The organism is Flavobacterium faecale (assembly GCF_003076455.1).
Taxonomy (GTDB): Bacteria; Bacteroidota; Bacteroidia; order Flavobacteriales; family Flavobacteriaceae; genus Flavobacterium; species Flavobacterium faecale.
The window spans coordinates 1,348,549-1,372,407 of the sequence record NZ_CP020918.1; the positions used below are offsets into that span (position 1 = coordinate 1,348,549).

At 34.4% G+C, this 23,859-nt stretch carries 21 protein-coding genes; 14 read left to right on the top strand and 7 right to left on the bottom strand.

Annotated elements, in window-relative coordinates; genetic code table 11:
- The first annotated feature begins 5 nt into the window (after positions 1–5).
- Both FFWV33_RS05930 and FFWV33_RS05935 read left to right on the top strand, forming a co-directional pair.
- Positions 6–521, top strand: coding sequence for a thioredoxin domain-containing protein (locus tag FFWV33_RS05930; protein ID WP_245891675.1), 516 nt, complete (start codon positions 6–8; stop codon positions 519–521).
- Between the two features lie 200 nt (positions 522–721).
- On the top strand, positions 722–1,222 hold the full coding sequence (locus tag FFWV33_RS05935) for a pyridoxamine 5'-phosphate oxidase family protein (RefSeq protein WP_108740055.1): 501 nt from the start codon (positions 722–724) through the stop codon (positions 1,220–1,222).
- Positions 1,223–1,537: 315 nt separating this feature from the next.
- On the opposite strand, the gene FFWV33_RS05940 is transcribed toward FFWV33_RS05935, so the two are convergent.
- From FFWV33_RS05940 to FFWV33_RS05950, 3 genes are all read right to left on the bottom strand, one after another.
- Positions 1,538–2,125 (bottom strand): YciE/YciF ferroxidase family protein, encoded by a 588-nt coding sequence (locus FFWV33_RS05940; RefSeq protein WP_108740056.1) that lies wholly within the window; start codon positions 2,123–2,125, stop codon positions 1,538–1,540.
- A 176-nt stretch (positions 2,126–2,301) separates the two neighbouring features.
- Positions 2,302–4,923, bottom strand: a complete 2,622-nt coding sequence (locus FFWV33_RS05945; protein ID WP_108740057.1) for an MGH1-like glycoside hydrolase domain-containing protein — start codon at positions 4,921–4,923, stop codon at positions 2,302–2,304.
- 225 nt (positions 4,924–5,148) lie between these two features.
- On the bottom strand, positions 5,149–7,557 hold the full coding sequence (locus FFWV33_RS05950; protein WP_108740058.1) for an efflux RND transporter permease subunit: 2,409 nt from the start codon (positions 7,555–7,557) through the stop codon (positions 5,149–5,151).
- A 207-nt stretch (positions 7,558–7,764) separates the two neighbouring features.
- On the opposite strand from FFWV33_RS05950, the gene FFWV33_RS05955 reads away from it, so the two are divergent.
- Positions 7,765–8,094 carry a DMT family transporter gene (locus FFWV33_RS05955; RefSeq protein WP_108740059.1) on the top strand — a complete coding sequence of 110 codons (330 nt, stop codon included), beginning with the start codon at positions 7,765–7,767 and terminating at the stop codon, positions 8,092–8,094.
- Here FFWV33_RS05955 and FFWV33_RS05960 read toward each other — a convergent pair.
- From FFWV33_RS05960 to pyrH, 3 genes are all read right to left on the bottom strand, one after another.
- The gene (locus tag FFWV33_RS05960) at positions 8,091–10,589 is read right to left on the bottom strand and encodes a DUF5686 family protein (protein ID WP_108740060.1); all 2,499 of its coding nucleotides are present in this window, start codon (positions 10,587–10,589) and stop codon (positions 8,091–8,093) included. The genes FFWV33_RS05955 and FFWV33_RS05960 overlap by 4 nt on opposite strands.
- A 112-nt stretch (positions 10,590–10,701) precedes the next feature.
- Entirely contained in the window at positions 10,702–11,265 is a 564-nt protein-coding gene (frr, locus tag FFWV33_RS05965; protein ID WP_108740061.1) for a ribosome recycling factor, read from the bottom strand.
- Between the two features lie 41 nt (positions 11,266–11,306).
- Complete coding sequence (pyrH, locus tag FFWV33_RS05970) at positions 11,307–12,014, bottom strand: UMP kinase (protein ID WP_108740062.1); 708 nt, start codon at positions 12,012–12,014, stop codon at positions 11,307–11,309.
- 257 nt (positions 12,015–12,271) lie between these two features.
- On the opposite strand from pyrH, the gene FFWV33_RS05975 reads away from it, so the two are divergent.
- Positions 12,272–12,508 (top strand): HP1242/YdcH family protein, encoded by a 237-nt coding sequence (locus FFWV33_RS05975; protein WP_108740063.1) that lies wholly within the window; start codon positions 12,272–12,274, stop codon positions 12,506–12,508.
- 232 nt (positions 12,509–12,740) lie between these two features.
- Here FFWV33_RS05975 and FFWV33_RS05980 read toward each other — a convergent pair whose 3' ends face one another.
- Entirely contained in the window at positions 12,741–14,105 is a 1,365-nt protein-coding gene (locus FFWV33_RS05980; RefSeq protein WP_108740064.1) for an NAD-dependent succinate-semialdehyde dehydrogenase, read from the bottom strand.
- 726 nt (positions 14,106–14,831) lie between these two features.
- Between FFWV33_RS05980 and FFWV33_RS05985 the strand changes: the two genes are divergently transcribed.
- The 10 genes from FFWV33_RS05985 to FFWV33_RS06030 all read left to right on the top strand — a co-directional run bounded on the left by FFWV33_RS05985 (position 14,832) and on the right by FFWV33_RS06030 (position 23,731).
- Positions 14,832–15,194, top strand: a complete 363-nt coding sequence (locus FFWV33_RS05985; RefSeq protein ID WP_108740065.1) for a fructose 1,6-bisphosphatase — start codon at positions 14,832–14,834, stop codon at positions 15,192–15,194.
- An 11-nt stretch (positions 15,195–15,205) separates the two neighbouring features.
- Positions 15,206–16,009 carry a cell envelope biogenesis protein OmpA gene (locus FFWV33_RS05990; RefSeq protein WP_108740066.1) on the top strand — a complete coding sequence of 268 codons (804 nt, stop codon included), beginning with the start codon at positions 15,206–15,208 and terminating at the stop codon, positions 16,007–16,009.
- Positions 16,006–16,491 carry a Rab family GTPase gene (locus FFWV33_RS05995; RefSeq protein WP_108740067.1) on the top strand — a complete coding sequence of 162 codons (486 nt, stop codon included), beginning with the start codon at positions 16,006–16,008 and terminating at the stop codon, positions 16,489–16,491. Before FFWV33_RS05990 ends, FFWV33_RS05995 begins: the two co-directional genes overlap by 4 nt.
- Positions 16,492–16,493: 2 nt before the next feature.
- Complete coding sequence (locus tag FFWV33_RS06000) at positions 16,494–18,023, top strand: ATP-binding response regulator (RefSeq protein WP_108740068.1); 1,530 nt, start codon at positions 16,494–16,496, stop codon at positions 18,021–18,023.
- A 261-nt stretch (positions 18,024–18,284) separates the two neighbouring features.
- The gene (locus FFWV33_RS06005) at positions 18,285–19,016 is read left to right on the top strand and encodes a hypothetical protein (protein ID WP_245891677.1); all 732 of its coding nucleotides are present in this window, start codon (positions 18,285–18,287) and stop codon (positions 19,014–19,016) included.
- A 223-nt stretch (positions 19,017–19,239) separates the two neighbouring features.
- Complete coding sequence (locus FFWV33_RS06010) at positions 19,240–20,097, top strand: alpha/beta fold hydrolase (protein ID WP_108740070.1); 858 nt, start codon at positions 19,240–19,242, stop codon at positions 20,095–20,097.
- A 271-nt stretch (positions 20,098–20,368) separates the two neighbouring features.
- Entirely contained in the window at positions 20,369–21,418 is a 1,050-nt protein-coding gene (locus tag FFWV33_RS06015) for an NAD(P)-dependent alcohol dehydrogenase (RefSeq protein ID WP_108740071.1), read from the top strand.
- 154 nt (positions 21,419–21,572) lie between these two features.
- The gene (locus tag FFWV33_RS06020) at positions 21,573–22,226 is read left to right on the top strand and encodes a hypothetical protein (RefSeq protein WP_108740072.1); all 654 of its coding nucleotides are present in this window, start codon (positions 21,573–21,575) and stop codon (positions 22,224–22,226) included.
- Positions 22,227–22,316: 90 nt separating this feature from the next.
- Positions 22,317–22,922, top strand: coding sequence for an outer membrane beta-barrel protein (locus tag FFWV33_RS06025; RefSeq protein WP_108740073.1), 606 nt, complete (start codon positions 22,317–22,319; stop codon positions 22,920–22,922).
- Positions 22,923–23,125: 203 nt separating this feature from the next.
- A complete protein-coding gene (locus FFWV33_RS06030) occupies positions 23,126–23,731 on the top strand; it encodes a thioredoxin family protein (RefSeq protein WP_108740074.1) in 606 nt (201 codons plus the stop codon).
- Positions 23,732–23,859: the final 128 nt, after the last annotated feature.

The following is a 23,859-nucleotide window of genomic DNA, read 5'->3' on the forward strand; positions in this document are numbered from 1 at the left end:
AAATTATGAAAACTGCAACAGAATTAAATCAAGATATAGCGGACATTAAATCAAGAATTGAGGCAAATTTTCCAGAATTAGTAAAAGATATTCCTGAAAAGTCACAACACGTTCATGATGGTTCGGATGTGGTTCAAGAATTGGAAAACTATTATGACTCCTTAAAAGATTTACTAGCCGAATATTCAGCAAATCACAGTAGCAAACTAGTTGAAGAATTAGACAAAACTACAAATTTTGCAGATTTGCAAGATTATCCAGTTTCTGAGGATATGTATCAACAGGGTGTAAAGGAACCAAGCATAGATCCTAATGATATTTCTAAAAAGAAAACAACAGAGGATATACCGTACATGAAAAATGAAATCGATTTTATGGAGGACAAAACAAGAGCAGATCTAGATGTACCAGGTGCTGAGTTAGACGATCAGCAGGAAAATGTGGGTAGCGAAGATGAGGAAAATAATTATTACAGTTTGGGTGGAGACAACCATAATGATTTGGAAGAAGATCGAGCATAGTTCGATTTTTAAACTTTACAATTTCTAAGATACAAAGCACAGCACCAAGTTGTGCTTTTTTATTTTGCTGTATAGCCAAATAAGCTGAAAATTGAAATCTAATAATTTAAGTAGAAAATTGTGTAACTAAATCTAGGGTTAAAAGTAGAACTTTATACTATTGTTAATCAAAGAAGTATTAAAATATAAAACTAAAAATCATGGGAGATTATAAAGAATTAAGAGACGATGCAGCAGTAGACAAGATTAAAGATTTGGCTGAAGATATAAAGACCTGTTTATTTTGTACCTACAAAGATGGCAAAATTAACTCCAGACCAATGGCCGCTCAAAAGATTGATGATGACGGAAACCTTTGGTTTTTGTCAGACAAAACGAGTGAAAAAAATGAAGAAATTATTCAAAATCCAACAGTAGAATTGTTTTTCTCAGCACCGAATGATCAATTTTTGACCTTACACGGGACAGCGAGTATTACGTATGATCGTGAGATTATAAAAGAATTGTTTACTCCAATTGTAAAAGTTTGGATGCCTGAAGGTGTTGATGATCCAAATTTGAGCGCTATAAAAGTGGTGCCGAAAGATGGATATTACTGGAATAATAAACACAATAAAGTCGTTGCTGTTGCCAAAATGACGGCTTCCTTTATCTCTGGACAAACGATGGACGATGGTATCGAAGGAGATTTGAAGTTATAATTTAGAATAATTACCTCTATAAAGTAGTACAGTTTATTTTAAGAACGAGCACAGTTGAGAAGCACATATTGCATCTCGGCTGAGCTCGTTTCCGCATGTACAATAGTCTCTACATTGAAATTATAGATTTCTTTTTATTTGGACATAAAAAAAGAGAGTGCAATTGTGAAATTGCACTCTCTTTTTCAATAATAGACTTTATATAGTATTGAATTCTAAATTAGAATTCTATGCTGGATGTAAATCGTTTGCTGAAGGCTGACTCATTCTGATTGAATAACTTTCAACGATCAATATCTATATGCAGTACTTAAATTATTCTACTTCTGCTGCTTTTTCATTGATAGCATCAACGGCTACTTCTGTCAGTTTGATGTCGGCTCCTTTTTCTTCTTCCAACGTTTGTTCCAATAAAGTTGCTACTTCGGCAAAGCCTAAGGTTTCTGCAAATTGACGTAAGGTTCCATAAGTTGCAATTTCGTAGTGCTCAATTTTTTGACTTGCTGCTATGATTCCTGCATCACGTACATTACCAAGTTCTGTTTCTTCCATGATGCTTTTTCCTTCTTCGATCAAGCCTGCCATTGCATCACATTTTTTTGCAGTTGCTTTTTTACCAATCAGTTCAAATACTTTTTCAAGTCTTTTAATCTGCTCTTCAGTTTCTGTCAAATGACTGTTCAACGAATCAATTAAATCTTTGTGAGAAGCATTTTTAGCCATTTTCGGCAGTGCTTTTGTCAATGCTTTTTCAGCCCAGTAAATGTCTTTCAACGAATCTTCAAAAAGATCATTCAATCCTTTTGCAGCATCTGATTTTGCTTTGATGGCACCTTTTTTAGTTATTTTCTTGTCCGCTTTCTTGTCCGTTTCCTTTTTTGATTTTTTTTCTGTAGTTTTCATAATGAATATATTTAGGTGATTAACATATTCAAAGTTAGTCAGTTGTAGGCTGAAATATTTTATAGGATTTCCGCTGAAAATTATATTTTAATCATTTAGTAGAATGGGGTAGGGGTAAAAACCAAAAACTTCCCATCTGTTTCCAGTGGGAAGTTATGTTGCATTTTATAATTAGTTTAATCTTCGTCCAATTCGATAATTAGATTGGCAATAAGTGCCGTCCAACCGGTTTGGTGCGAGGCTCCAAGGCCTTTACCTGAGTCTCCATCAAAAAACTCATAGAAGAAGTGTTCGTCTTTAAAGTGTTCATTTCGTGTAAAAAGATTGTTCTTATCATCAGAATGATAAACAAATTTTCCTTTTTGGTTTGGTTCAAACAATTTGATTAATCGCTTACTTAATTCGTTTGCAATTTGTTTCAAATTCATTTTTACGCCAGATCCCGTTGGGAATTCATACACATAATCATCGCCATAAAACGAATAATATTTTCGTAACGATTGGATAATCATATAATTCAATGGCATCCAAATTGGTCCACGCCAGTTGGAGTTTCCACCAAACATATTGGATTGACTCTCGCCAGATTCGTACTGAATTTGGTGGTGGCCATGGTAATGAAACACAAATGGATGTTCTTCATGGTATTTTGATAAAGAACGAATACCATAATCAGATAAAAATTCGTCTTCGTCCAGCATTCTCTTCAATACATGTTCCAATCTAAATCCGCGCATTACCGAAAACAAGTAATTTCCATCCTCATTGGTTTCTTCAATGTTCGAAATTAAAGAGGCCAAATCAGGACGTGTTTTTACAATTTCGGCAGCTCTTGCTCTAAATTTATTCAACTCTTCAAACAAATCTTTGTGAATGATTTCAACAGCAAATAACGGAATGATTCCAACCAACGAGCGTACTTTTAGTAAATCGGTTGTTCCGGTAGCCATTTCTACTACGTCGTAGTAAAAATTGTCTTCATCATCCCAAAGTGATAGGTCTTTTTTACCAATATGGTGCATTGCCCAAGCAATATTCAAAAAGTGTCGGAAGAATTTAATTACCGATTCTTCATACACTTTGTTTGTTTTTGCCAATTCAAGAGACATGCGTAACATGTTTAACGAAAACATTGCCATCCAACTCGTTGCATCTGCTTGTTGCATACGGGTAATCCCTTCGGGCATATGGTTGCGGTCAAAAACTCCGATATTATCTAGTCCTAGGAAGCCTCCTTCAAAAAGGTCGGTTCCACTTTTATCCTTTTGGTTAACCCACCACGTAAAATTGAGTAATAGTTTTTGAAATGCTTTTTCCAAAAATACCGTGTCGGGGATACCTGTTTTTACTTTGTCTTTTTCATAAATATTCCACACTGCCCAAGAATGTACAGGAGGGTTAACATCGCTAAAGTTCCATTCGTAAGCAGGAATTTGCCCGTTGGAGTGCATGTAGCCATCTTGCAAAACCAATAGTAATTGCTCCTTGGCAAAGTAAGGATCGATTTCGACAAATGCAGCCATGTGAAAAGCCAAATCCCAAGCAGCATACCAAGGATATTCCCATTTGTCGGGCATGGATATGACGTGGCGATTGTTCAAATGTTGCCAGCTAAAGTTTCGTGAAGGCGGTCTGTTTGAAGCATCTTCTCCAGGACCTCCATGAAACCATTTGTGTACGTCGTAATAGTAAAATTGTTTGGTCCATAATAAACCAGAGAATGCTTTTTTTGCTAATTCCTGCAAATGCGTCGGAATATCTTTTTTGATTACACCATCATAAAAGGTTTCACACTCTTGAATTCTTTGAGTAAAAATGGTGTCAAAGTTTTTAAAAGGATCTTCTTTTACTTTTTTGCTAAGGCGTACTCGGATGCTTTTTTCTTCACCTGGTTTCAATTTCATCTTGTGCCACACTGCAAATTTAGACCCTTTTTTTTCAGGGTTTACAGTAGGTTGACCGTCAACAACGTGGTCGTTTATTCCGTCTTTTACATATTCTCCTTCGTTTGGAGAGTTGTAAATACGTTCGTTATTGGTTTCGTTTTCACAAAATAATTGTTCACCATTTTCATGATAAAAATAATAGTTTCCGTTTCTACTACTTCGAGAGTGCACCGTATCATCCGCTATAGATTTCATGCTAGGACGGGTAAACTTATCGTTGTGTTTCCAAAAATTTCGAAACCACAAATGCGGTAATACATGAATATCAGCTGCTTTTTTGCCTCTATTCACTACGGTAACTTTCATCAAAATATCATCAAAATCAGCTTTTGCATATTCGATATAACAATCAAAATAAGCATCATTTTTAAAGATATTGGTATCTAGCAGTTCAAATTCAGGTTCTTCTCTACTACGGCGATTTTTTTCTATAATTTCGTTGTACGGAAATTCCTTGTGTGGGTACTTGTATAGGTACTTGCTATAGGAGTGGGTAGGTGAGGATACTTGATGAAAATACAATTCTTTGACATCTTCACCATGATTCCCTTGATTATTGGTCAAACCAAACAAGCGCTCTTTTAAAATAGGGTCTTTCCCATTCCAAAAAGCAGGTGCTAAACATAAGATTTCACGTGAGTCACAGTAACCGCCAATTCCTTCTTCTCCCCAACGGTAGGCGTTGCTACGAGCTTTGTCATGGTTGACGAATTCCCAGGCATTTCCGTCTTCACTGTAATCTTCTCTTACGGTTCCCCATTGTCTCTCGGCCAAATAAGGCCCCCATTTTTTCCAGTGTTTATAGGTGTCATCAATAGCTAATCTCTCTATTTCAGAAGTGGTATCGGTCATGTTCTTTTGTACTAAATAAATAAAATGCTGCTGTAAAACAGTAAAACTGTTTCAGCGGCTAACGTCTAAATTAACATTTTTTTCAACATGTCGCTATTTCTAAAGGTAGTATTCTCTATTTCGAAAAAAAGAAACTACTCTTTTTGTTTGTCGTAATAAAATAGCTTTTAAATTGCAGTAACGTTAATTAATAAAAATCAAAAAATATATTTTTAATCGAATGAATTATAGTTCGCTCGGATCTATTTTGGTGGCCTTGGGTACTACATCGACTGTTGGCTCAGGAAATTCTTGCTTGTTGGCCAATGTTTTGTTTAATGTTAAAACTAGGCAAGGTAAAAGCATTAAATTAGAAAGCATTCCAAACAATAAAGTCATGGCGATCAAACCTCCAAGAGCAACTGTCCCTCCAAAATCGGATAGCATAAATACTGAAAACCCAGCAAATAAAACAACTGAGGTATAAAACATGCTCAAACCGGCCTCCTTTAATGTAGCGAAAACAGATTTTTTAATCTTCCAGTTGTTATGTGCTAGTTCTTGACGGTATTGCGCCAAAAAGTGAATTGTATCATCGACAGATAATCCAAAAGCAATACTAAAAACCAAAATGGTAGAAGGCTTTAGCGGAATACCGAAATATCCCATAAGTCCTGCAGTAATCATTAAGGGTAGCAAGTTTGGTATCACCGAAACAACCACCATTTTGAACGATCGGAACATGAAAACCATAAGCATACAAATTAAGAATACGGCAAACAATAGGCTAGAAACAAGGTTGTCAAGCAAATATTTGGTACCTTTTTCAAACACCAAGGCTTTACCTGTCATAACAACATTGTAGCGCTCCTTTGGGAAAATTTTGTTTGTTTTAGCCAGTAATTCATTTTCGATTTTAGACATGTTTCCTGTGCCTATATCCTTCATGAAGGTAGTGATGCGGGCCGTTTGTCCGTCACTATCTACATAGCTTTTCATGATGTTTTCTTTGGTGTCTTTGGTTGCGTTTTTGGCATAACTCAAAATAAAACTCTGTTCTTGCGAACTCGGCAAATCATAATATTCAGGATTCCCGTTGTAGTAAGCTTGTTTGGAGTATTTTACCAAATTTACTATCGAGATCGGTTTGGATAATTCGGGGATGGAGTCAATTGTTTTTTGCAATTCGTCCATGCGTCGTAAAGTAGACGATTTCATGACTCCCTTTTTTCTCTTGGTGTCAATGGTGATTTCAAGCGGCATAACACCGTTGAATTCTTTTTCGAAAAATTGAATATCTCTAAAAAAATCAGTGTTTTGAGGCATGTCTTCAATCAAACTACCCGAAGTTTGAATTTGCAACGCGCCATAACTGCTAATTACAAACAAGGCAATCGCAACCGCATATACGTAGCGGCGGTTGTATTTGACCATTTTTTCTATCCATTCCATGAAAACTTTGGTATAGTTGCGTTTCAAGTGCTCCAAATGTTTAGGTCGAGGCACTGGTTGGTAACTATAATAAATAGGAATGGTGATCAAGCACAAAAAGAAAAGTGCCATAATACTTAGAGACGAAATAATACCAAACTCTTTCAGTAATTGGCTACTTGTGATAATAAAAGTGGCAAAACCAGCAGCAGTAGTAAGGTTGGTCATTAAAGTTGCAGTTCCTACTTTGGTGATTACACGTTGTAATGCTTTGGCTTTGTTGCCGTGCAATACATATTCTTGCTGGTATTTGTTGGTCAAGAAAATACAATTCGGAATTCCGATTACGATAACCAATGTAGGTACCAATGCAGTAAGTACGGTAATGTGATAGTTGAATAGACCTAATAATCCAAAGGTCCACATAACGCCAACGATTACGATCAATATAGCAATCAAGGTTGCACGGAACGATCGGAAAAAGAAGAAGAAAATTAATGAGGTAATCAATAAAGAGGCACCAATAAACAAGCTGATTTCGTTAAGAATGCTCATGGCATTGAGCGTGCGTATGTAGGGCATACCCGAAACGCGTAGATCAACACCAGTTTCTTGTTCGAAAGCTTTAATTTTTGGAATAAAGTCATTTACGATATAGTCCTTACGGTGTGCTGTGTTGACTATTTTTTTGTCCATGTAAATCGCTGAACGCAAGCTTCCGTTTTCTTTGTTAAAAAGTAAGCCTTCATAAAAAGGCATGTTTTGAAACAAATCTTTTTTGATCGAATTTAAATACGCTTGTGAGGTAGTTTTGCTTTCGTCTACAAAAGGAACCATCTCAAAAGTTTGAAGGGAATCATTTTTTTTGAGTTGCTTCAAATCGTTGATAGAAACGACGAGGTCAATTTCTTTTTGTGCTTTGATTTCGGTCATTAATTTGTTCCAAGCAGCAAATACTTTTGGAGTAAAAAAAGCATCATCTTGTACACCAACAACAATCAAATTTCCTTCTTCACCAAATTTTTCCAAAAAGGCGTTGTATTCCGTATTGACATTGTTATTATCAGGAAGTAAGTTGGCTTCGGTAAAAGAAAATTGGATATTTTTCCATTGAAGCGCTAAAGATACAGTGATTATAAGGATAAGGCCAAGAATGGCAAGTCTGTTTTTAAGTACGATTCGAGCTATGAATTCCCAAAATCCTACTTTAAATAGTTTTTTCATAGATGTTTTAAAATGGGGTCAAAGGTAATCAAAAGCGCAGTAACAGAGTAATTTATTTGTAAATTTTAAATCATTTTTAGGGTTTAAAATGGAGTCTTGTTTACCAAAAAAAAGTACTTTTGCCAATTGCACTACAAACCAAATTAGACTAGTTTTTTTTCGAATAAAAGAGAGTATACCATAGGTTTGTTTCTAAATACTAAAAAAATGAGTTGGATTTTATTGATTATTGGAGGTTTATTCGAAATTGCTTTTGCTTCATGTTTGGGCAAAGCCAAAGAAACATCTGGACTGGAGTCAACCTACTGGATTATTGGTTTTTTAGTGTCTTTAGCCATTAGTATGACTTTACTTTATAAGGCAACGCAAGTACTCCCAATTGGGACTGCTTATGCTGTATGGACTGGTGTTGGTGCAGTAGGAACGGTACTTGTTGGAATTTTTGTATTTAAAGAACCGGCTACTTTTTGGCGAATATTTTTTATTTCGACCTTAATTATGTCTATTATCGGACTCAAATTTGTTTCCAGTCATTAAAGACCAATATTGAGTACAAAACTAAGTTTGATAGCAAGGTTGTCTTCAAATTTTGGTAATTGATTGGGGCCGTATCTGTAAAAAGCGGTTAGACCTAATCCGTTAATTATCTGGTTAAACTCAATACCCGATTCAAAATATCCTTTGTTCAAGGTTTTGTAGTTCAGTCCTACATGTTGCTCTTGTTTGTCTAGATTTCCCCATGCCATTCTTGATACTAATACTAGTGAAGGTTTAATTTTCGAAAATAACTTCACACGATTTAAGCTGTGTTTGAACTGGAAAAAAGCATATTCGCTAGAGAAGAATTCATTGAAATACATGGTTTCAAAACTGTTTTTACCAGCAAAGGTAATACGCTGGATAACGGTTTCTTTGGTGATGTTGTTTGGTGATATGTTGTATAAATGGGTTAGTGGTACATCACCCAAAGCATATCCTCCTTGAAATAGTAAGTTGGTTTTTTGGCCGTTCAAATATTTTTTTTCGTATTCTGTTTTGAAGTCAAATTTGGTGAATTCAAAATCATTGTCAAGAATTTTAGGTAAACTCTGCGTGATTTGAAAGGTGAATTTTGGAAAACGTTTCTCAATTTCGATTCTTCCTGATGGAGTTTGCATGTAATCGCTAAAGGGGTTCCACTGCAAAGATACCTTGGCAGTAGTCATTTGGTAATTGTTATAAAGACGACCATTTAGATTGTATGCATAATCAAATTTTGGCATAATCGTACTGCGCGATAGTTCCCAGATGCTTTCTGTTCTCGGAATAATTGCTGTTTGGATATAGGTCGCCCAACTCGTATAATTGTAAAAAGTACTAATGTTAATCGGTCTTGGGTCGTATATTTTGAACGGAATTTTGTCAATGGCAAAGGTAGAACTTGCAATCTCGCGCAGGTCATCTGTGTAAGAGGCCCCTATCCAAGAGTTTGAAAATTTACCTACACGCACTGCCGATCCAAGATGGTATTTGAAGGCTCCATCTTTGGTTCCGTAAGCGGCATAAGCATCAATTTTGAATGTTTTTGAAAAGCGTTCGTTAGTAACACCTCCAAATCCCAATCGGAAACCCTCGTAATTGTTGTATCGAATTAATTTGCGTAAATCCATATCAAAAAAAGATAATGGTAAGTAGCCGTTTATGACTTTACGGCCAAAACGAATCTTGCTTTCCAATCTTTTTTTATGAAAAAAAGTGTCCAATGCGGTATATGTTTTTTCTTCTCGCACATCCAAGGGGTCTTTTCGGAATTTGGTCCAAAAAGTTGTTGGTTTGTTTAGTGCATTGTCTTTGATTTCGATACTAATAAATGATTTTTTGACCGTAACAGGTTGGTTGAATCGAAAGTCAAAATTATCGGTATGTGAACTTAAGTACACAAAATCGGATGGTTGTTTTTCTCTCGTTGATAAATTATCCTCAAAATCACCATCAAATTGAATCGTACCACCTAGAATTTTAATATCATCATCGTTCTTGCCTTTTACAATTTTGAACTTTTTAGAAACAGGAAACCATAACTTATCTTCGGGAACATATTCAAATTCATGTGTACCGCTAATATCGAGCACACCTTTGATGCGCATCACGGCTTTGGCAACCGCATAGGTATTTTTGTCAATGTACAAAACACCTTCTAATCCAGAAGTCTTACTTTTTTTTCTGTTTTTAAAATGAATCATGTAGGTATCACGACCAGAAACAGTGGTGGAATCCAGTAAATTGTAATCGTAGGATGCACAAGCATTGCGTGACAACGGACTTTTATATTTGGTTTCGAACAATTCATATTTGTTATCGTAAACAGAAAAAGATTGCAAATTGAATCCAATGACTTCGTAGATAGGTTGCTTCAAACCTGCCATTTTGGTTCCAAGTATAGTCTCTTTTAGCGATTTGTCTTTAAATTGAAACTGTGAAACTTTTTCAGTCAAAAATAAATGGTGAGCATCAATAGCTTCTTTAAATTTGAATTTTGTTGAGTCTATTTTTTTAAAAACCAAGCCATCCTTTTTTGCAATGAAAATAGAGTCTACTTTACTGACTAAAGAATCTGGATGTGCGCTTACAATTATTTTGTTATAGGATTTGAACTCAAAGCTTTTTAGTTTGCTTTTCGGGTTGTTGTTGTCCTTTTGTGCTATTGCTTTTTTGATGATAGCCGTAGCAGTACTAGCATTATTTTTTTTGGTATCATTTGCAGCGCCAACTAGCGGGTACAAATAAATAGGGTAGAATACAACCGATTTTGTAGTGATATTGATTTCGGGTGCATATCCATGATAAGAAACTTTAAAATCAGGATTGTTTGCTTTTAGCTGGATAGAAAATTTTCCGTCCACATCAGTGATGGTGCTTTGATTGTTGTCGAAACTAATCGTGGCAAATGGAAGTGCCTTATTGCTGTTGCCATCTTTGACTATGCCGTTTATTTGCATTTGTGCCTGAATAGTAAACGAAAAAAGGAGAACTAAAAAACAAAAATACTTCATGGAATCAGTTTCTTATCAAACGGAAAATAGTACAGTTTGGTATGGCAAAAATAAGAATAAAAAAGTCCGTTTACGTTGTAAACGGACCTATTAGTTAGCAGTATGACTACTATTATACTTTCATGATTTCGGCTTCTTTAACAACCAATAGCTCATCAATTTTCTTGATATAGCTGTTTGTTAAAGTTTGTACAGATTCTTCTGCGCCTTTACATACGTCCTCTGAGGTACCGTCTTTTTCTAATTTCTTGATATCAGAATTGGCATCTTTACGAGAATTTCTGATTCCGATTTTTGCATCTTCAGCTTCAGATTTAGCTTGTTTAGCCAATTCACGACGTCTGTCTTCTGTCAATGGTGGTACACTAATGATGATCAAATCACCATTGTTCATTGGGTTAAAGCCAAGATTAGCAATCATAATCGCTTTCTCAATGGTGTGTAGCATATTTTTTTCAAAAGGTTGCAAAGTAATCGTTCTCGCATCTGGAGTACTTATTTTTGCTACTTGTGCTAATGGAGTTGCAGATCCATAATAGTCAACAAAAACACTACCAATCATGGCAGGTGATGCTTTACCAGCACGAATGTTTACAAACGCTTTTTCTAAGTGTGCAATAGAACCTTCCATAGACTCTTCAGCACCTTCTAATATAAAATCAATTTCTTCATTCATAATTTAAATGTTTTTTAATCCTTTTTATGGGACTTCGGGAATTAGATATTTACTACCGTTCCTATATTATCACCGTTACAAATTTTTTCAAGATTACCTAGCTTGTTCATGTCAAAAATAACGATAGGTAATTTATTTTCTTGGCTTAATGTAAAAGCTGTTGTGTCCATTACATTTAATCCTTTTTTCAATACGTCTTCAAAAGAGATAGTGTCAAATTTGATGGCAGCAGCATTTTTTTCGGGGTCACAATCATACACACCATCTACGCGAGTTCCTTTTAAGATTACATCGGCATTGATTTCTACTCCTCTTAATACGGCAGCAGTATCAGTAGTAAAATATGGGTTTCCTGTACCAGCACCAAAAATTACAATTCTTCCTTTTTCAAGGTGACGTACCGCTCTTCTTTTAATATAAGGTTCAGCAATAGCTTCGATTTTTAGGGCAGTTTGTAATCTTGTCAACATTCCTTTGTCTTCAAGAGCACCTTGCAAGGCCATACCATTAATGATAGTAGCAAGCATTCCCATATAATCTCCTTGTACGCGATCCATACCAGCACTCGCACCAGCAACTCCTCTAAAGATATTTCCTCCTCCAATTACAATGGCAATTTCTACACCTTTGTTGTGGATTTTTTTGATTTCTTCAGCATATTCAGCCAATCTTACAGGATCAATTCCATATTGTTTATCTCCCATTAAAGCTTCGCCACTTAATTTCAGTAGAATTCTTTTGTATTTCATGAGTTTGTTGAGTTGTTTGGTGCAAATATAGTCATATTCTTTTTTCTTGAAATAGAGATGTATAAAATTTACCTATTTTGTTCGCTCTTTTCTATCAATTAGTGTGCCTGAAAAATTGATTTTATTGTTTTTGCAAATGTACAAAGCAGACTATGGTTATAGAATAAGAATCAAAAGCTTCAATGGGTGCTGACATTTATCATATTTTACTTTTTGAAGAAGCAGTACCTTTAGATAAATAATAAAAGCCAAAAAACATGATCAAAAAACACAATTTAGCAGTAGCCTTCCCAGAGTTTGAAGAAAAAATTCACACATTAAAAGTAGAAGACAATCATTTTAAAATTTTATTCGATAAATATGATCAATTGGATCATGAAGTGTACCGAATCGAAACCGATTCCGAGCCTGCTTCAGATGACACTTTAAACGATTTAAGAGTGCAACGCGTTCGATTAAAAGACGAAATCTACGAGTACCTCAATAAAAACTAATTTATGTATAATCCCTAAAAGTTATCCTTTTGGGGATTTTTTCTAGTATGAAATAGGACTTTGTTTTGTTAGGCCAATTGGGTTGCTGTTTTTATATCTAAAATTTAGAATTGAACTATTTTAGAATACGATAATCTTGTACTCAATTGATTTAATTGAAAGAGCGGTACCCGCCAAAAGATGAATACCGCTCGTATCAACAAATAATCTATTTTGATTGTGTTAGTATAAATTAACTAACTCTAATTAATTTCTTGTTTATAAATTCATGAATTCCTTGTTCAGATAATTCACGTCCATACCCAGATCGTTTTGTACCTCCAAAAGGTAAATCAGGTTGTGATGCTGTTGGGCTATTAATGAAGATCATTCCAGAATCGATTTGATCTGCAATTTTAATAGCACGCTCAATATCTTTGGTGTAGATTGAACCTCCCAATCCAAAAGGAGAGTCATTTGCTAAGTCAATAGCTTCTTGCTCGTCTTTAACTTTGTAAAATGAAGCTACTGGTCCAAAAAGTTCTTCATAAAAAGTAGGTTCACCTCTTTTTAAATTAGTCAATAAGGTGGGTTGCATGTAGGCACCTTCTTCAAAAGCTCTTTTACCTCCAGTGGCAACTTTTGCTCCTGCTTTTTCAAATCGTTTTACTTGATCTAGTAAACCTTGCAAAGCTTCTTCACTACTCAATGGTCCCACTTGCGTATTGGCGTCCATAGGATCTCCAACCTTTAACGAAGCTATTTTTGCAGTAAATTTTTCTAAAAACTCATCAGCAATTGCTTCTACGGCAATAAATCTTTTTGAGGCTACACAACTTTGACCGTTGTTGTTCATTCGCCCTAAAATCGCCATTTCAACCGTTTTGTCAATGTCTGCATCTTCCAAAATAATAAAGGAATCGCTACCACCAAGTTCCAAAACAGATCGTTTAAGGTTTTTTCCAGCTGCTTCGGCCATGCTTGCTCCCGCGCCTTCGCTACCGGTTAACGAAATTCCTTTAATTCGGACGTCTTCAACCAATCCGGTACTTCTTTTACCAGAAATCATTAAATTGGTGTACAAACCTTCAGGAGCTCCGGCTTCTTTAAACAAATCTTCAATAGCAATGGCACATTGTGGCACGATCGAAGCGTGTTTTAAAAGGATGGTGTTTCCTGCCATAATATTTGGAGCAGCAAAACGTACTACTTGATAAAAAGGAAAATTCCATGGCATCACCCCAAATAATGCTCCAATTGGACTGCTTCGTACAAAAGCTTCTCCCGAGTCAGGATTGAGTTTTTTGTCTGCCAAGAATGTTTCGGCATGATCTGCATAATAATCTAAAATATTGGCGCTCAAATCAATTTCACCTTCAGACTGGGCAAAGACTTTACCCATTTCGAGTGTGATTAATTTGGCTAATTCTGTTTTTTTGGTGCGCATTAGGTCTGCAACTTTATGAATTAAGGTTGCTCTTTCTTTAAAACTCGTTTTTCTCCAGCTGCTAAATGTTGAATTAGCATTGTCTATGGCTTGATCTACTTGTTTTTCAGTCATCTCATTAAAAGATTTGACAACTTTATTTGTGGCTGGATTTGTTGTTTGAATAGGCATAATATATACTGTATTTTAATTAATAATAAATTTTAAACAGTTTCACCTCTATTTGGATTTATGGATACCAAGAGAGTGAAAAACGACTGTTTAAACTGTGTTTTATAAAAGTACAGCTATCTTGTATGCGCAACTTTGAATATATAGTTAAAAAATGGGGGAGTAGGGTATTAATTAAAGTTTAAAATTTAACATTCGATAGTAATCTAACTGTTGAATTTATGTTGCATAGTGATGGTTTTGAGTTTTTTACAGTCGTATTGAGGAAGTTTGTGAGTACGTTAATGGATTGTGTAATCTAGATTTTTTCGAAAAAGAGGAAGAGGTTTTTAATCTTATTACAATGAGGTTGTTAAATTGGGAATGGAATTTCAGACTTTTAGTTGAGGTATCCAATGACAGTGTTAAATTAGTACAATAGAATTTTGCAAAATTATCTCATATGTTTTTTAAAACTGTTTGTCTTTTGCCTAAATTCTGAATAAATAAATATTAGTTGACAAAGGAGTAGTTGTTTTCTAAAAATTTCGTACTTTTCAGATAGGCGAGTGCTGTATCGTATTTATTGTAGTTTTCGAGTTAGAATTATGACTTTATAGCGCCAACTTTAATAATTATTTTATCAACTTCAAAAGTATTGTTTGCAAGAATGTAGTAAATTCTTAAATAACAGTTAAATGGTAATTTTTAGTATATTTACAGCTCCTTTAAATCTAATTATATAAAATGGAAAACCACGAAAACAATCAACCTGAATCGCCTATTTCTGATCCAAATGAATCACAAAAAAGATTAGAGGCTATTAAGAATTTAATATTTGGTGAAAATATTGAACAAATTAATACAGATTTTGAAGACCTAAAAAAACTTATCAATAAAAGAAAAGAAGAGTTAGAGTCCTATATAGAGGATGTGAATAAAAATTTAACGATTCTAATTGATGATGTATCTACCGATCTAAACATACGAGTATCTACTCTGGAAGAAAATCTAAATGAAAAAATAGACACTCTTAATCATAATAAAGTAGATAGAAACGTACTTGGAAAACTTCTTGTAAACATGGGAGAGAAAATCATGAAGGACTAATTCTTTCATAAATGACAGAATCGCAAAAATTAATATTACTTAAAAAGTTATTGTTAGAGGAAGACCGTGATTTTGCAAATTCAATTTTGCAAAAACTAGAGTTACTTGAAAATACGGTAAATATTGAAGAGAACTTATCTCAAAAAATTAACCCTATTATCGATAAGAAAATTGAGGCTTTTACTGAAGAAGTCCCAAGAAAATTAGGCCCTGCAATCACTGAAGCTTTAGGTTTTGAAATTAAAAATTCTCAAGATAAAATTGTTGATGTACTGTTTCCTATCATCGGGAAAATGATAAAAAAGTACATTCAGCAGGAAATGAAAATCTTGACAGAGTCCATCAACAATCAATTACAGAATACGTTTTCGTTTAAAAAGATCAGCAGAAAATTTAAATCAATATTTTCAGGCGCTTCTGAAAGTGAAATAATTTTAAGTGAGCTAAATAAATCTAAAATTGAGCAAATTTTTATTATCGAAAAAGGCTCGGGCTTATTGTTGTCAAGCACCTCAAATGAAGGTAGTATCGACAGGGATATGATTGCTGGAATGCTTACTGCTATTAAAAGTTTTGTAGAAGATGCCTTTTTAAAGAAAGATCAGAATCTTGAACTTATACAGTATGAATTGTATAATATTCATATTCAAAATTTTGCTTCTTATTATATTGCCGTTGTTGTCTCTGGTGTTTTTGATACTAATTTTAAAAATGAATTAGAAGATAGTCTTTTTGATTTTGCGTCAAAACACATAAATAAAAATATATCAAACAGTGCGTATATCACTGAAAAATTAAAAGAATTGATTAAATGAGTATTTCTAAAAAAATAGTTCTCGTAGGCCATTTTGGTGTAGGTAAATCATCTTTAATTAGACGATTTGTCCAAAATGCCTTTTCAGAGGATTATATAGTAACCATAGGAGTTCAAATTCATAAAAAGGAAATAGTCGTAAACAATACGAATTTGACCTTTATCATTTGGGATGTCGAAGGGAAGGACGACTTAGAAAAAATTAGACAGTCCTATTTATTAGGAACTTCTGGTTTTATATACGTTATAGATCCTACTCGAGATTCAACCTACATTAATCTTGAAAGAGAGATTGACTTTATACATCAAAATTTTCCAACATCCTCGGTGGTTAAGGTAGCTAGTAAGGCTGATCTTATTGATGAAGAGGTTTTTATAAAAGAGTTGTCTGCAAATAATTTAGCTGTAGACTTTTTATCGAGTGCAAAAACAGGTAAGAATGTCCAAGAAATATTCGAAAAACTTGGTCTAAATTTAATCTAGTTATGAACGAATCTAATGCTATTTACAACTATTTTCTAAATAGAATTCAAACTATCGAATTAACAAAAAAGGGAACTGTTGTTGCCTCTAATAATTTATTTTTTAAGATTAACAAGGGACAGGCTGTGAATGAAATTCATCCGTTCTTTGAAATTGTAAATGATATTATTGCATCGGATAATGAAGAGATTGTTTTTGACACCATACAATTAGATTTTTCTGATCAAGTGATCATTAGTGATATTGTAATCTATACTGGAAACAAAAAAGTTAATCCCGTAATTTTGATTTACGATAATACTAAGAGTTATGATATCGTTCAAGAAACTACGCAACAAAAGAATGAGGTATTTATAGCTGATTTTTTCAAAACTCAAAAGCTACTTAAGAGCCAAGAAGAAAAGGAATTGAAAAATGAATTTTTGGCCGGAATTACAGATAGTCTAAAAACACCCATTTCATCTATTTCGGGGCTTTTAGAATTGTTTGAAAAAAGTAATCTAAACTTCGATCAAAAAGGATTGCTAAAAGTCATTAGGACTTCCATGTCCCATTTAAATAGATTGACTAATGATGTTCTTGATCTCACGAAATCTGAAATGGGTAATTTGAATATCGAATTAAGTTCATTTGATTTTGATGATTTAATTGAAGATATAGAGAAGTTATTTTCGAATAAATTCTTGCTGAAAGGAATTGCTTTTAAAGTAATCAAATCAGATAGAATACCTCGCTTTTTAATAGGTGATAGAGCAAGAGTTTTGCAGATAATGGAATACCTTCTTGAAAACGCTTATAAATATACAAATGAAGGCGAAGTTATTTTTGAAGTAAAAATCGATAATAGTGGTAACCCAAAAAAAATTGGATTATTATTTGTTGTTAGCGATACTGGAGTAGGATTTGATGACACTATAAAAGAGCAATTATTTAAAGGGTTTAAGAGAATCAATGAACAAGATAAGGACCGCATAGGAATGGGCCTTGCTGTAGTTGGTAATTTGATACAATTATTGAACGGAAGTGTAAAGGTGGAATCAAAGCCAAATATAGGTTCAACATTCAGTGTTTTTATGCAATTCAATATTGATCTAAATCTGGACACAAAAGCGACAACTAGCAACCTTCCATTCAAAAAACGAGAGATTCGAAAAAAATTAAGTATACTACTTGTTGATGACAACGAAATAAATCAGCTTGTATTGATGAAATTGTTAATCAATCACCAAGGATTTTTTATAGACATCGCTACTAATGCTGAACAAGCCATGAACATGGTTCTGAAAGATTCTTATAACTTGGTATTTGTTGATTTAAATTTGTCAGCTAATAATGGTTTTAAAACAATTGAGCTAATTAGGGCTAATGAAGAACCAAAAATAAAAAAGCTTCCAATTGTAGCATTTACAAGCTATGAAGGCGAAATGGAAGTAAAAAAGTGTAAGCTTTTAAAAGTGAATGAATACATGGTCAAGCCCTATACTAATCAAGAACTTTTTGAAGTGATTTATAGCGTTTTGGATATTAAATAGCCTATTTCATAAAGGAAGATTAAAAGTGAGAAGGCTTTAGCTACCCGCAGCATACATACATGTAAAACGACAAAAAAGTAAAGTTGTAATAGTTTCTATTGCAACTTTTTTTTATGGTCATATAATGTATAGAGTAGGGTGCTCATTTTCAATTTGGTATTTCCTAAAGTGATATATTTGTTCCTTGAGGAAACAAATCTCTAAACTGCACAGGTGTAGTTTATCTCTGTTACCCCATTAGATCATAAATAAATCATACATGTGAAAAAAAGTACTATTATTGGACTCTTTTTATTATTGCTTTTCCAAACCGCATTTTCGCAAGAAGGTTCGAATGTACAATTGCGTGGTACAATTAAAACAGTTAATGACTTTGTTAACGAGGTTAATGTAATAAACGAAACGACCAAGGCGACGACTTCGTCAAATGAGTTGGGGCAGTTTACTATTACTGCAAAAGTTGGTGATTTACTGGTTTTTACTGCTGTAAATATCATAACAGTTAATAAGAAAATAACCAAGCAAGATATCGTATCTGGTTTTATTGATGTTTTTGCCAATCTCAAAACCTTTCCGCTTGATGAGGTTGTGATTCAAGAATCAGCTATTAGTGCCGAAAGTCTTGGTATCATTCCTGCGAATCAAAAAAAATATACAGCAGCGGAGAGAAAATTGTATACAGCAACATCTGGGGGAGGAATTGATGGGTTGCTAAATACCATTTCGGGACGAAAAGCAATGCTGAAAAAAGAAATTATTGTGGAGTCCAAGGAAACTGCTTTTAACCGTTTGATTTATCTTTTTGAAGATGATTATTATATCAATAAATTAAAAATACCGCTAGATTATATCAAGGGTTTTCAGTTTTATTGCGTAGAAGATTCCGAATTAGTTTCAGCTGTAAAATCCAAAAACAACACCTTGATCAAATTTTTAATGGTTAATCTCGCTGCAAAATACAATAAGCTAAGCAAAGTGGAAACCACTAATTAAGTAGGAGGGTTTAAAAAACTACAAAAGTAATTTATTGGTTATCGTTATTGTACCTTAGTGTTTTGGCGAACCTACGCCCATGAGTTTCAACAAATACAATTACATTTTTTAATATTATATGGTTTAAGTGCAAGAGGTGCTAGGACACAAAATTCTTCTTATTTTTAACGACAAGTTAAGACCATAATCATTTGGTAAGTCTTATTTTTATTAAAAAAAAAGAATGAAGTGGTTTTCTGTCTTTAAAAAACGATACTTAGTTTACAGTGTAGTTGGTGCTTATGTTTTATTTTGTCAGTCGTGCATGACCATGCGCATGAGTAAGAAGGAAACGAAAACTTTTTTTGATACGCACAAAGTGACGTATGTAGATTCTACTCTAATATATCCTGATCACGATATACATTATATACAAACTGGGCAGTCTCAAAATCCTACTTTGTTCTTTGTGCATGGTTCGCCAGGCAGTTGGGATGCTTACAAAGACTATATGGTCGATACCTTATTGACTCATAAATACCGAATGATTGCCGTTGACCGACCAGGTTTTGGGTATAGTGATTACCGATCTGCTCAAAATCTGCAGGTGCAAGCGCAATGGTTATCCATTTTTATTAAACAACTAAACAATGGGCAACCTATTTCTTTGGTGGGACACTCAATGGGTGGGCCGGTGGTAGTAAAATTGGCAACTTTAGATCCAGAGGCGTATGATAATCTTGTTATTTTGTCTGGAGCATTAGATCCAAAAGTTGAAAAACCCGAAAAGTGGCGTAAAATTTTCATGGCTTTCCCATTAAAGTATTTGGTGCCAGGAGCTTTACGTCCTTCAAACGATGAATTGTGGTGGTTAAAAGAGGATTTGAAAACACTTGCACCCGAGCTTCCTAGAATTACAGCAAAAGTCACCATTATTCATGGTACAAAAGATCCCTTAGTGCCTTATGAAAACATGGCTTACATGCAAAAGGAATTTATCAATGCAAAATCGATGGATACCATTTCGATCAAAGACGCCAATCATTTTATTCCATGGACCTACTATGAACGTATTCGAAATGATTTACTTAAACTAAAATAAAATATTGCAATAGTTAGTCCTATTTGAAAGAGGTTTTATTCCTAGATTTTCTGTTGATAGGCTGCTTTTTTTATCGAAAATTAATTCGAATAAAATGCTTTGGTTCTTAACTTATAGTAGTAGTATGTGGTTCAAATAGTTAGAGAGACTCCACAATCTCTGTTGTGGAATCCGCAACTTTTAACAACTGTTGAAGGTTTGATTTATATAATTCTTAACAATTATCCTTTAGCCGTTGCGTAATTTTGAATTTCTAAAACAACACATTATTATGACAGCAATAAAAGCTTACGCGGCATACGACGCAGAGACGCCTTTGAAGCCTTTCGAATTTGAAAGAAAAGAAATTGGTGAGAAGCAAGTACAAATAGAGATTCTTTACAGTGGTGTTTGCCACTCTGATATACACACTGCAAAAGGTGATTGGGGACCTGCGATTTACCCATTGGTACCAGGACACGAAATAGTGGGTAGAGTCACTGCCGTTGGTAGTGCAGTATCAAAATTTAAAGTTGGTGAACTTGCAGGTGTAGGTTGTTTTGTAGATTCATGCAGAACATGTCCAAGCTGTCAAGCAGGTGACGAGCAACTATGTGACGAAGGTATGGTGGGAACATACAATAGCTATGAAAGAGGAACAAATATTCCACATTACGGAGGGTACGCCACTAGTATCACTGTTGACGAAGAGTTTACTTTACATGTTTCAGACAAACTTGAGTTGTCTGGTGTAGCGCCATTATTGTGCGCAGGTATCACTACTTACTCGCCTCTACGTCGTTTAAAAGTGGGTAAAGGTCATAAAGTTGGGGTTTTGGGTCTTGGTGGTTTAGGTCATATGGCAGTAAAATTTGCAGCTTCATTTGGAGCAGAAGTAACAATGTTGAGTCATTCGGCATCTAAGGAAGCTGATGCTAAAAAATTGGGTGCTCACCATTTTGCACTTACTTCTGATGATGAGGTTATGGCTTCACTAGCTAACAAGTTTGATGTAATTTTAAATACTGTTTCGGCGGAGCACGATTACAATGCTTATTTGAATTTATTAAATACCAACGGAACAATGATTATTGTTGGGATTCCTAATTCACCAGCAATTATTCCTGCTGCTACTTTGGTTATGAAAAGAAGAAGTATCATGGGAAGTTTAATTGGTGGAATTGCAGAAACTCAAGAAATGTTGGATTATTGTGCCGAACACAATATTACTGCAGATGTTGAATTAATCAATATGGATTACATCAATAAAGCCTATGACCGTATGAACAAAAGCGACGTTAAATATCGTTTTGTAATTGACATGGCTTCATTAAAAGCATAAACAGTTTTTTAGCCTTTTACAAAAAGGTTATAGTTATAAACCCCAAAAGAGTTTTATTAAATTCTTTTGGGGTTTTTTGTTGATCTAAATTTAAAATTCGCATGAAGTAGATTTTATAATTTAGTTGTATTTTTAAAGCAAATACAACTATACGATGAAAAAGGCACTACTCTTATTAAGTTTATTGACGTTGTTAAATGGTTGCCAGATTCAATATGATGGTGAGACCAAATTGGTAGTCACAGGAAAAATTCAGGACGAACTGGGTAAAGCAGTAGTACATCAAAAGGTGGGAGTAACTGTTGGAAATGGTGGTGGATTTTTTTCTAATTACGATCAAATATCCTACGGGTTTACAGACGATCAAGGGATTTATACCCTAATTTTTCCTGCACCAAAAGGAGAGTATAGTTTTGATATCGAACTGAATTCAGATGATAGTCAATTGCAACAAAAGACAATAATAGCCAAGCAAAGCAATTTTTCGAATTACAAGCTTGATTTAAAAGCTACAACTTTATATTTCAAAAGTTCTATTACCTCTCTTTCTTTAGTTTTAAAACAATTAGCACCCAGTAAGCAACTGAAAAATGTAGTTGTCGAAGGCATATTTGCTACTCCCTATCTTTATTTAACTCCCCAAGTCGACGATAGTATTTATTTTCAGACTTATTATTCGATTATAAAAAATCAGAATGTGGTGCTAAAATATACGGTTGTAGATTATTCGAATGCAGGTCAAGAAACAAATTTTGTGGTAAGCATTCCGGTTAAGGCTGATGCTGTAGTGTATACGCTAAGCTATTGATTATATGTAATCGAGCATATCATTGAATCACATTTTGAAGGTTCGAATAATACAAGTCGTGCTACAATTCAGCTATAAAAAGAACTAAATATGAAAAAAATTATCCTGCTAGTTGCATTTATGGTGCAGTGTTCGTTTGGGCAGACCAAAAAGGAAACGGCTATCTTTAATTTTGATCCCGAATTTAATTTTTATGCAAGCATCCCGAATGATTTTGGAAACACCTACCTAGCCGAAGCCAATAAACCTGATTTGGGATTGGGGTTTCAATACAATTTTGTTCAAGCCAAAAATTTCAAGCTAGGTTTTGGGTATGATTTTATATACTACAGGGTCACAGATGTAGCACGTGCGGGGAATTACAACAGCAGCCGCTACCATTCATATATGGGTACGCTTGGATATGAATTGAACTTGTCTAAAAAGTGGCAAATAGAACCGTATCTAGGACTTGGATCGGCGAAATTGAAATTCAAATCAGCATCCAGAAAGTTTGGTCATCAAACTGGTACTGCTTTTAAGTTGGGTACAAAGGCATCCTATCGGTTGGATAAAACATTTTCAACCTTCGCCGGGATTGAATATGTAAGCGCTCAATATGATGTAAACACTGCGCCTGAGTGGGTTTCTTTTTATGATCATGCTACAAGGTTTCAAGTAAATTTGGGCGTCAAAATAGAATTCGCATTCCAATAGGACCTAATAATCCACGATGGTCTTGTAGTTTTTTAAACTTGCTGCTGTAGGGCTTAATTATAAAAAGTACATGTAAAGCAAACAAAATAAAGAGATTTATGTTACTAACGTCAAAATCAAAATTGTGGATATTTTGTGATTTTTGTCACCTATAGAACCTTTTTTTTATTCTAAATTTACTAAAATTCAAAATTTAAATACACATGAAAACAGTTATAGCGAAAGCATTATTTAATAGTCACTCTTATGCAGAATACCGCAAACTAGTTTCAGATTTGCTAGTAGACAATAAATCTACCGGTGCTGAGCAGTCTGAGGAGCTTACCAATTACAGCAAGCTAAACGATACTCGAATGAATCGTTTGGATAAAACCATTAAACTAGATCCTGACTTTGAAGCTAAAATGAAGCATCTTAAAAAAGAATATATTTGGTTGGTATTGTCTGAGGGTTGGTGCGGTGATGCGGCTCAAATTTTGCCTGTATTAGATAAATTGGCTATCGCTTCAGAGGGGAAAGTTGAAATGAAAGTAGTACTACGTGATGAAAACGAAGAGTTAATGAAATTGTTTTTGACCAATGGCGGAAAAAGTATTCCGAAAGTGATTATCATCGATCAACATACCACCGATGTTTTGGTACATTGGGGTCCACGACCTGAGGGAGCATCAGCTTTAATTCAGGAATATAAAAAAGAACATGGAACATTAGATGAAACCGCCAAAACCAATTTACAGCTTTGGTATTTGCACGATAAAGGCTTTGCTATTCAAAACGAAATAGTAACAACTATGCTTGAATTTGAATAAGTTAAAATATTCAAAAAAATTAATACGTTTTTATTTTTTATCTAAAAACATTTCGTAACTTAGTGATTCCCAAGCAAGTCTACCAGTTCTTATTTACTTTTTATGTGTGTTTAGTCATTGTCAAACTA

Bases quoted from the DNA above. Each gene is read 5' to 3' on its own strand.
- FFWV33_RS06020 (WP_108740072.1), top strand. From the start codon at position 21,573: ATGAAAAAGGCACTACTCTTATTAAGTTTATTGACGTTGTTAAATGGT.
- FFWV33_RS05990 (WP_108740066.1), top strand. From the start codon at position 15,206: ATGACAGAATCGCAAAAATTAATATTACTTAAAAAGTTATTGTTAGAG.
- FFWV33_RS06000 (WP_108740068.1), top strand. From the start codon at position 16,494: ATGAACGAATCTAATGCTATTTACAACTATTTTCTAAATAGAATTCAA.
- FFWV33_RS05960 (WP_108740060.1), bottom strand. From the start codon at position 10,589: ATGAAGTATTTTTGTTTTTTAGTTCTCCTTTTTTCGTTTACTATTCAG.
- FFWV33_RS05940 (WP_108740056.1), bottom strand. From the start codon at position 2,125: ATGAAAACTACAGAAAAAAAATCAAAAAAGGAAACGGACAAGAAAGCG.
- FFWV33_RS05950 (WP_108740058.1), bottom strand. From the start codon at position 7,557: ATGAAAAAACTATTTAAAGTAGGATTTTGGGAATTCATAGCTCGAATC.
- FFWV33_RS06015 (WP_108740071.1), top strand. From the start codon at position 20,369: ATGACAGCAATAAAAGCTTACGCGGCATACGACGCAGAGACGCCTTTG.
- FFWV33_RS06025 (WP_108740073.1), top strand. From the start codon at position 22,317: ATGAAAAAAATTATCCTGCTAGTTGCATTTATGGTGCAGTGTTCGTTT.
- FFWV33_RS05930 (WP_245891675.1), top strand. From the start codon at position 6: ATGAAAACTGCAACAGAATTAAATCAAGATATAGCGGACATTAAATCA.
- FFWV33_RS05995 (WP_108740067.1), top strand. From the start codon at position 16,006: ATGAGTATTTCTAAAAAAATAGTTCTCGTAGGCCATTTTGGTGTAGGT.
- FFWV33_RS05955 (WP_108740059.1), top strand. From the start codon at position 7,765: ATGAGTTGGATTTTATTGATTATTGGAGGTTTATTCGAAATTGCTTTT.
- FFWV33_RS05980 (WP_108740064.1), bottom strand. From the start codon at position 14,105: ATGCCTATTCAAACAACAAATCCAGCCACAAATAAAGTTGTCAAATCT.
- FFWV33_RS05975 (WP_108740063.1), top strand. From the start codon at position 12,272: ATGATCAAAAAACACAATTTAGCAGTAGCCTTCCCAGAGTTTGAAGAA.
- pyrH (WP_108740062.1), bottom strand. From the start codon at position 12,014: ATGAAATACAAAAGAATTCTACTGAAATTAAGTGGCGAAGCTTTAATG.
- FFWV33_RS05935 (WP_108740055.1), top strand. From the start codon at position 722: ATGGGAGATTATAAAGAATTAAGAGACGATGCAGCAGTAGACAAGATT.
- FFWV33_RS06030 (WP_108740074.1), top strand. From the start codon at position 23,126: ATGAAAACAGTTATAGCGAAAGCATTATTTAATAGTCACTCTTATGCA.
- frr (WP_108740061.1), bottom strand. From the start codon at position 11,265: ATGAATGAAGAAATTGATTTTATATTAGAAGGTGCTGAAGAGTCTATG.
- FFWV33_RS06010 (WP_108740070.1), top strand. From the start codon at position 19,240: ATGAAGTGGTTTTCTGTCTTTAAAAAACGATACTTAGTTTACAGTGTA.
- FFWV33_RS05985 (WP_108740065.1), top strand. From the start codon at position 14,832: ATGGAAAACCACGAAAACAATCAACCTGAATCGCCTATTTCTGATCCA.
- FFWV33_RS05945 (WP_108740057.1), bottom strand. From the start codon at position 4,923: ATGACCGATACCACTTCTGAAATAGAGAGATTAGCTATTGATGACACC.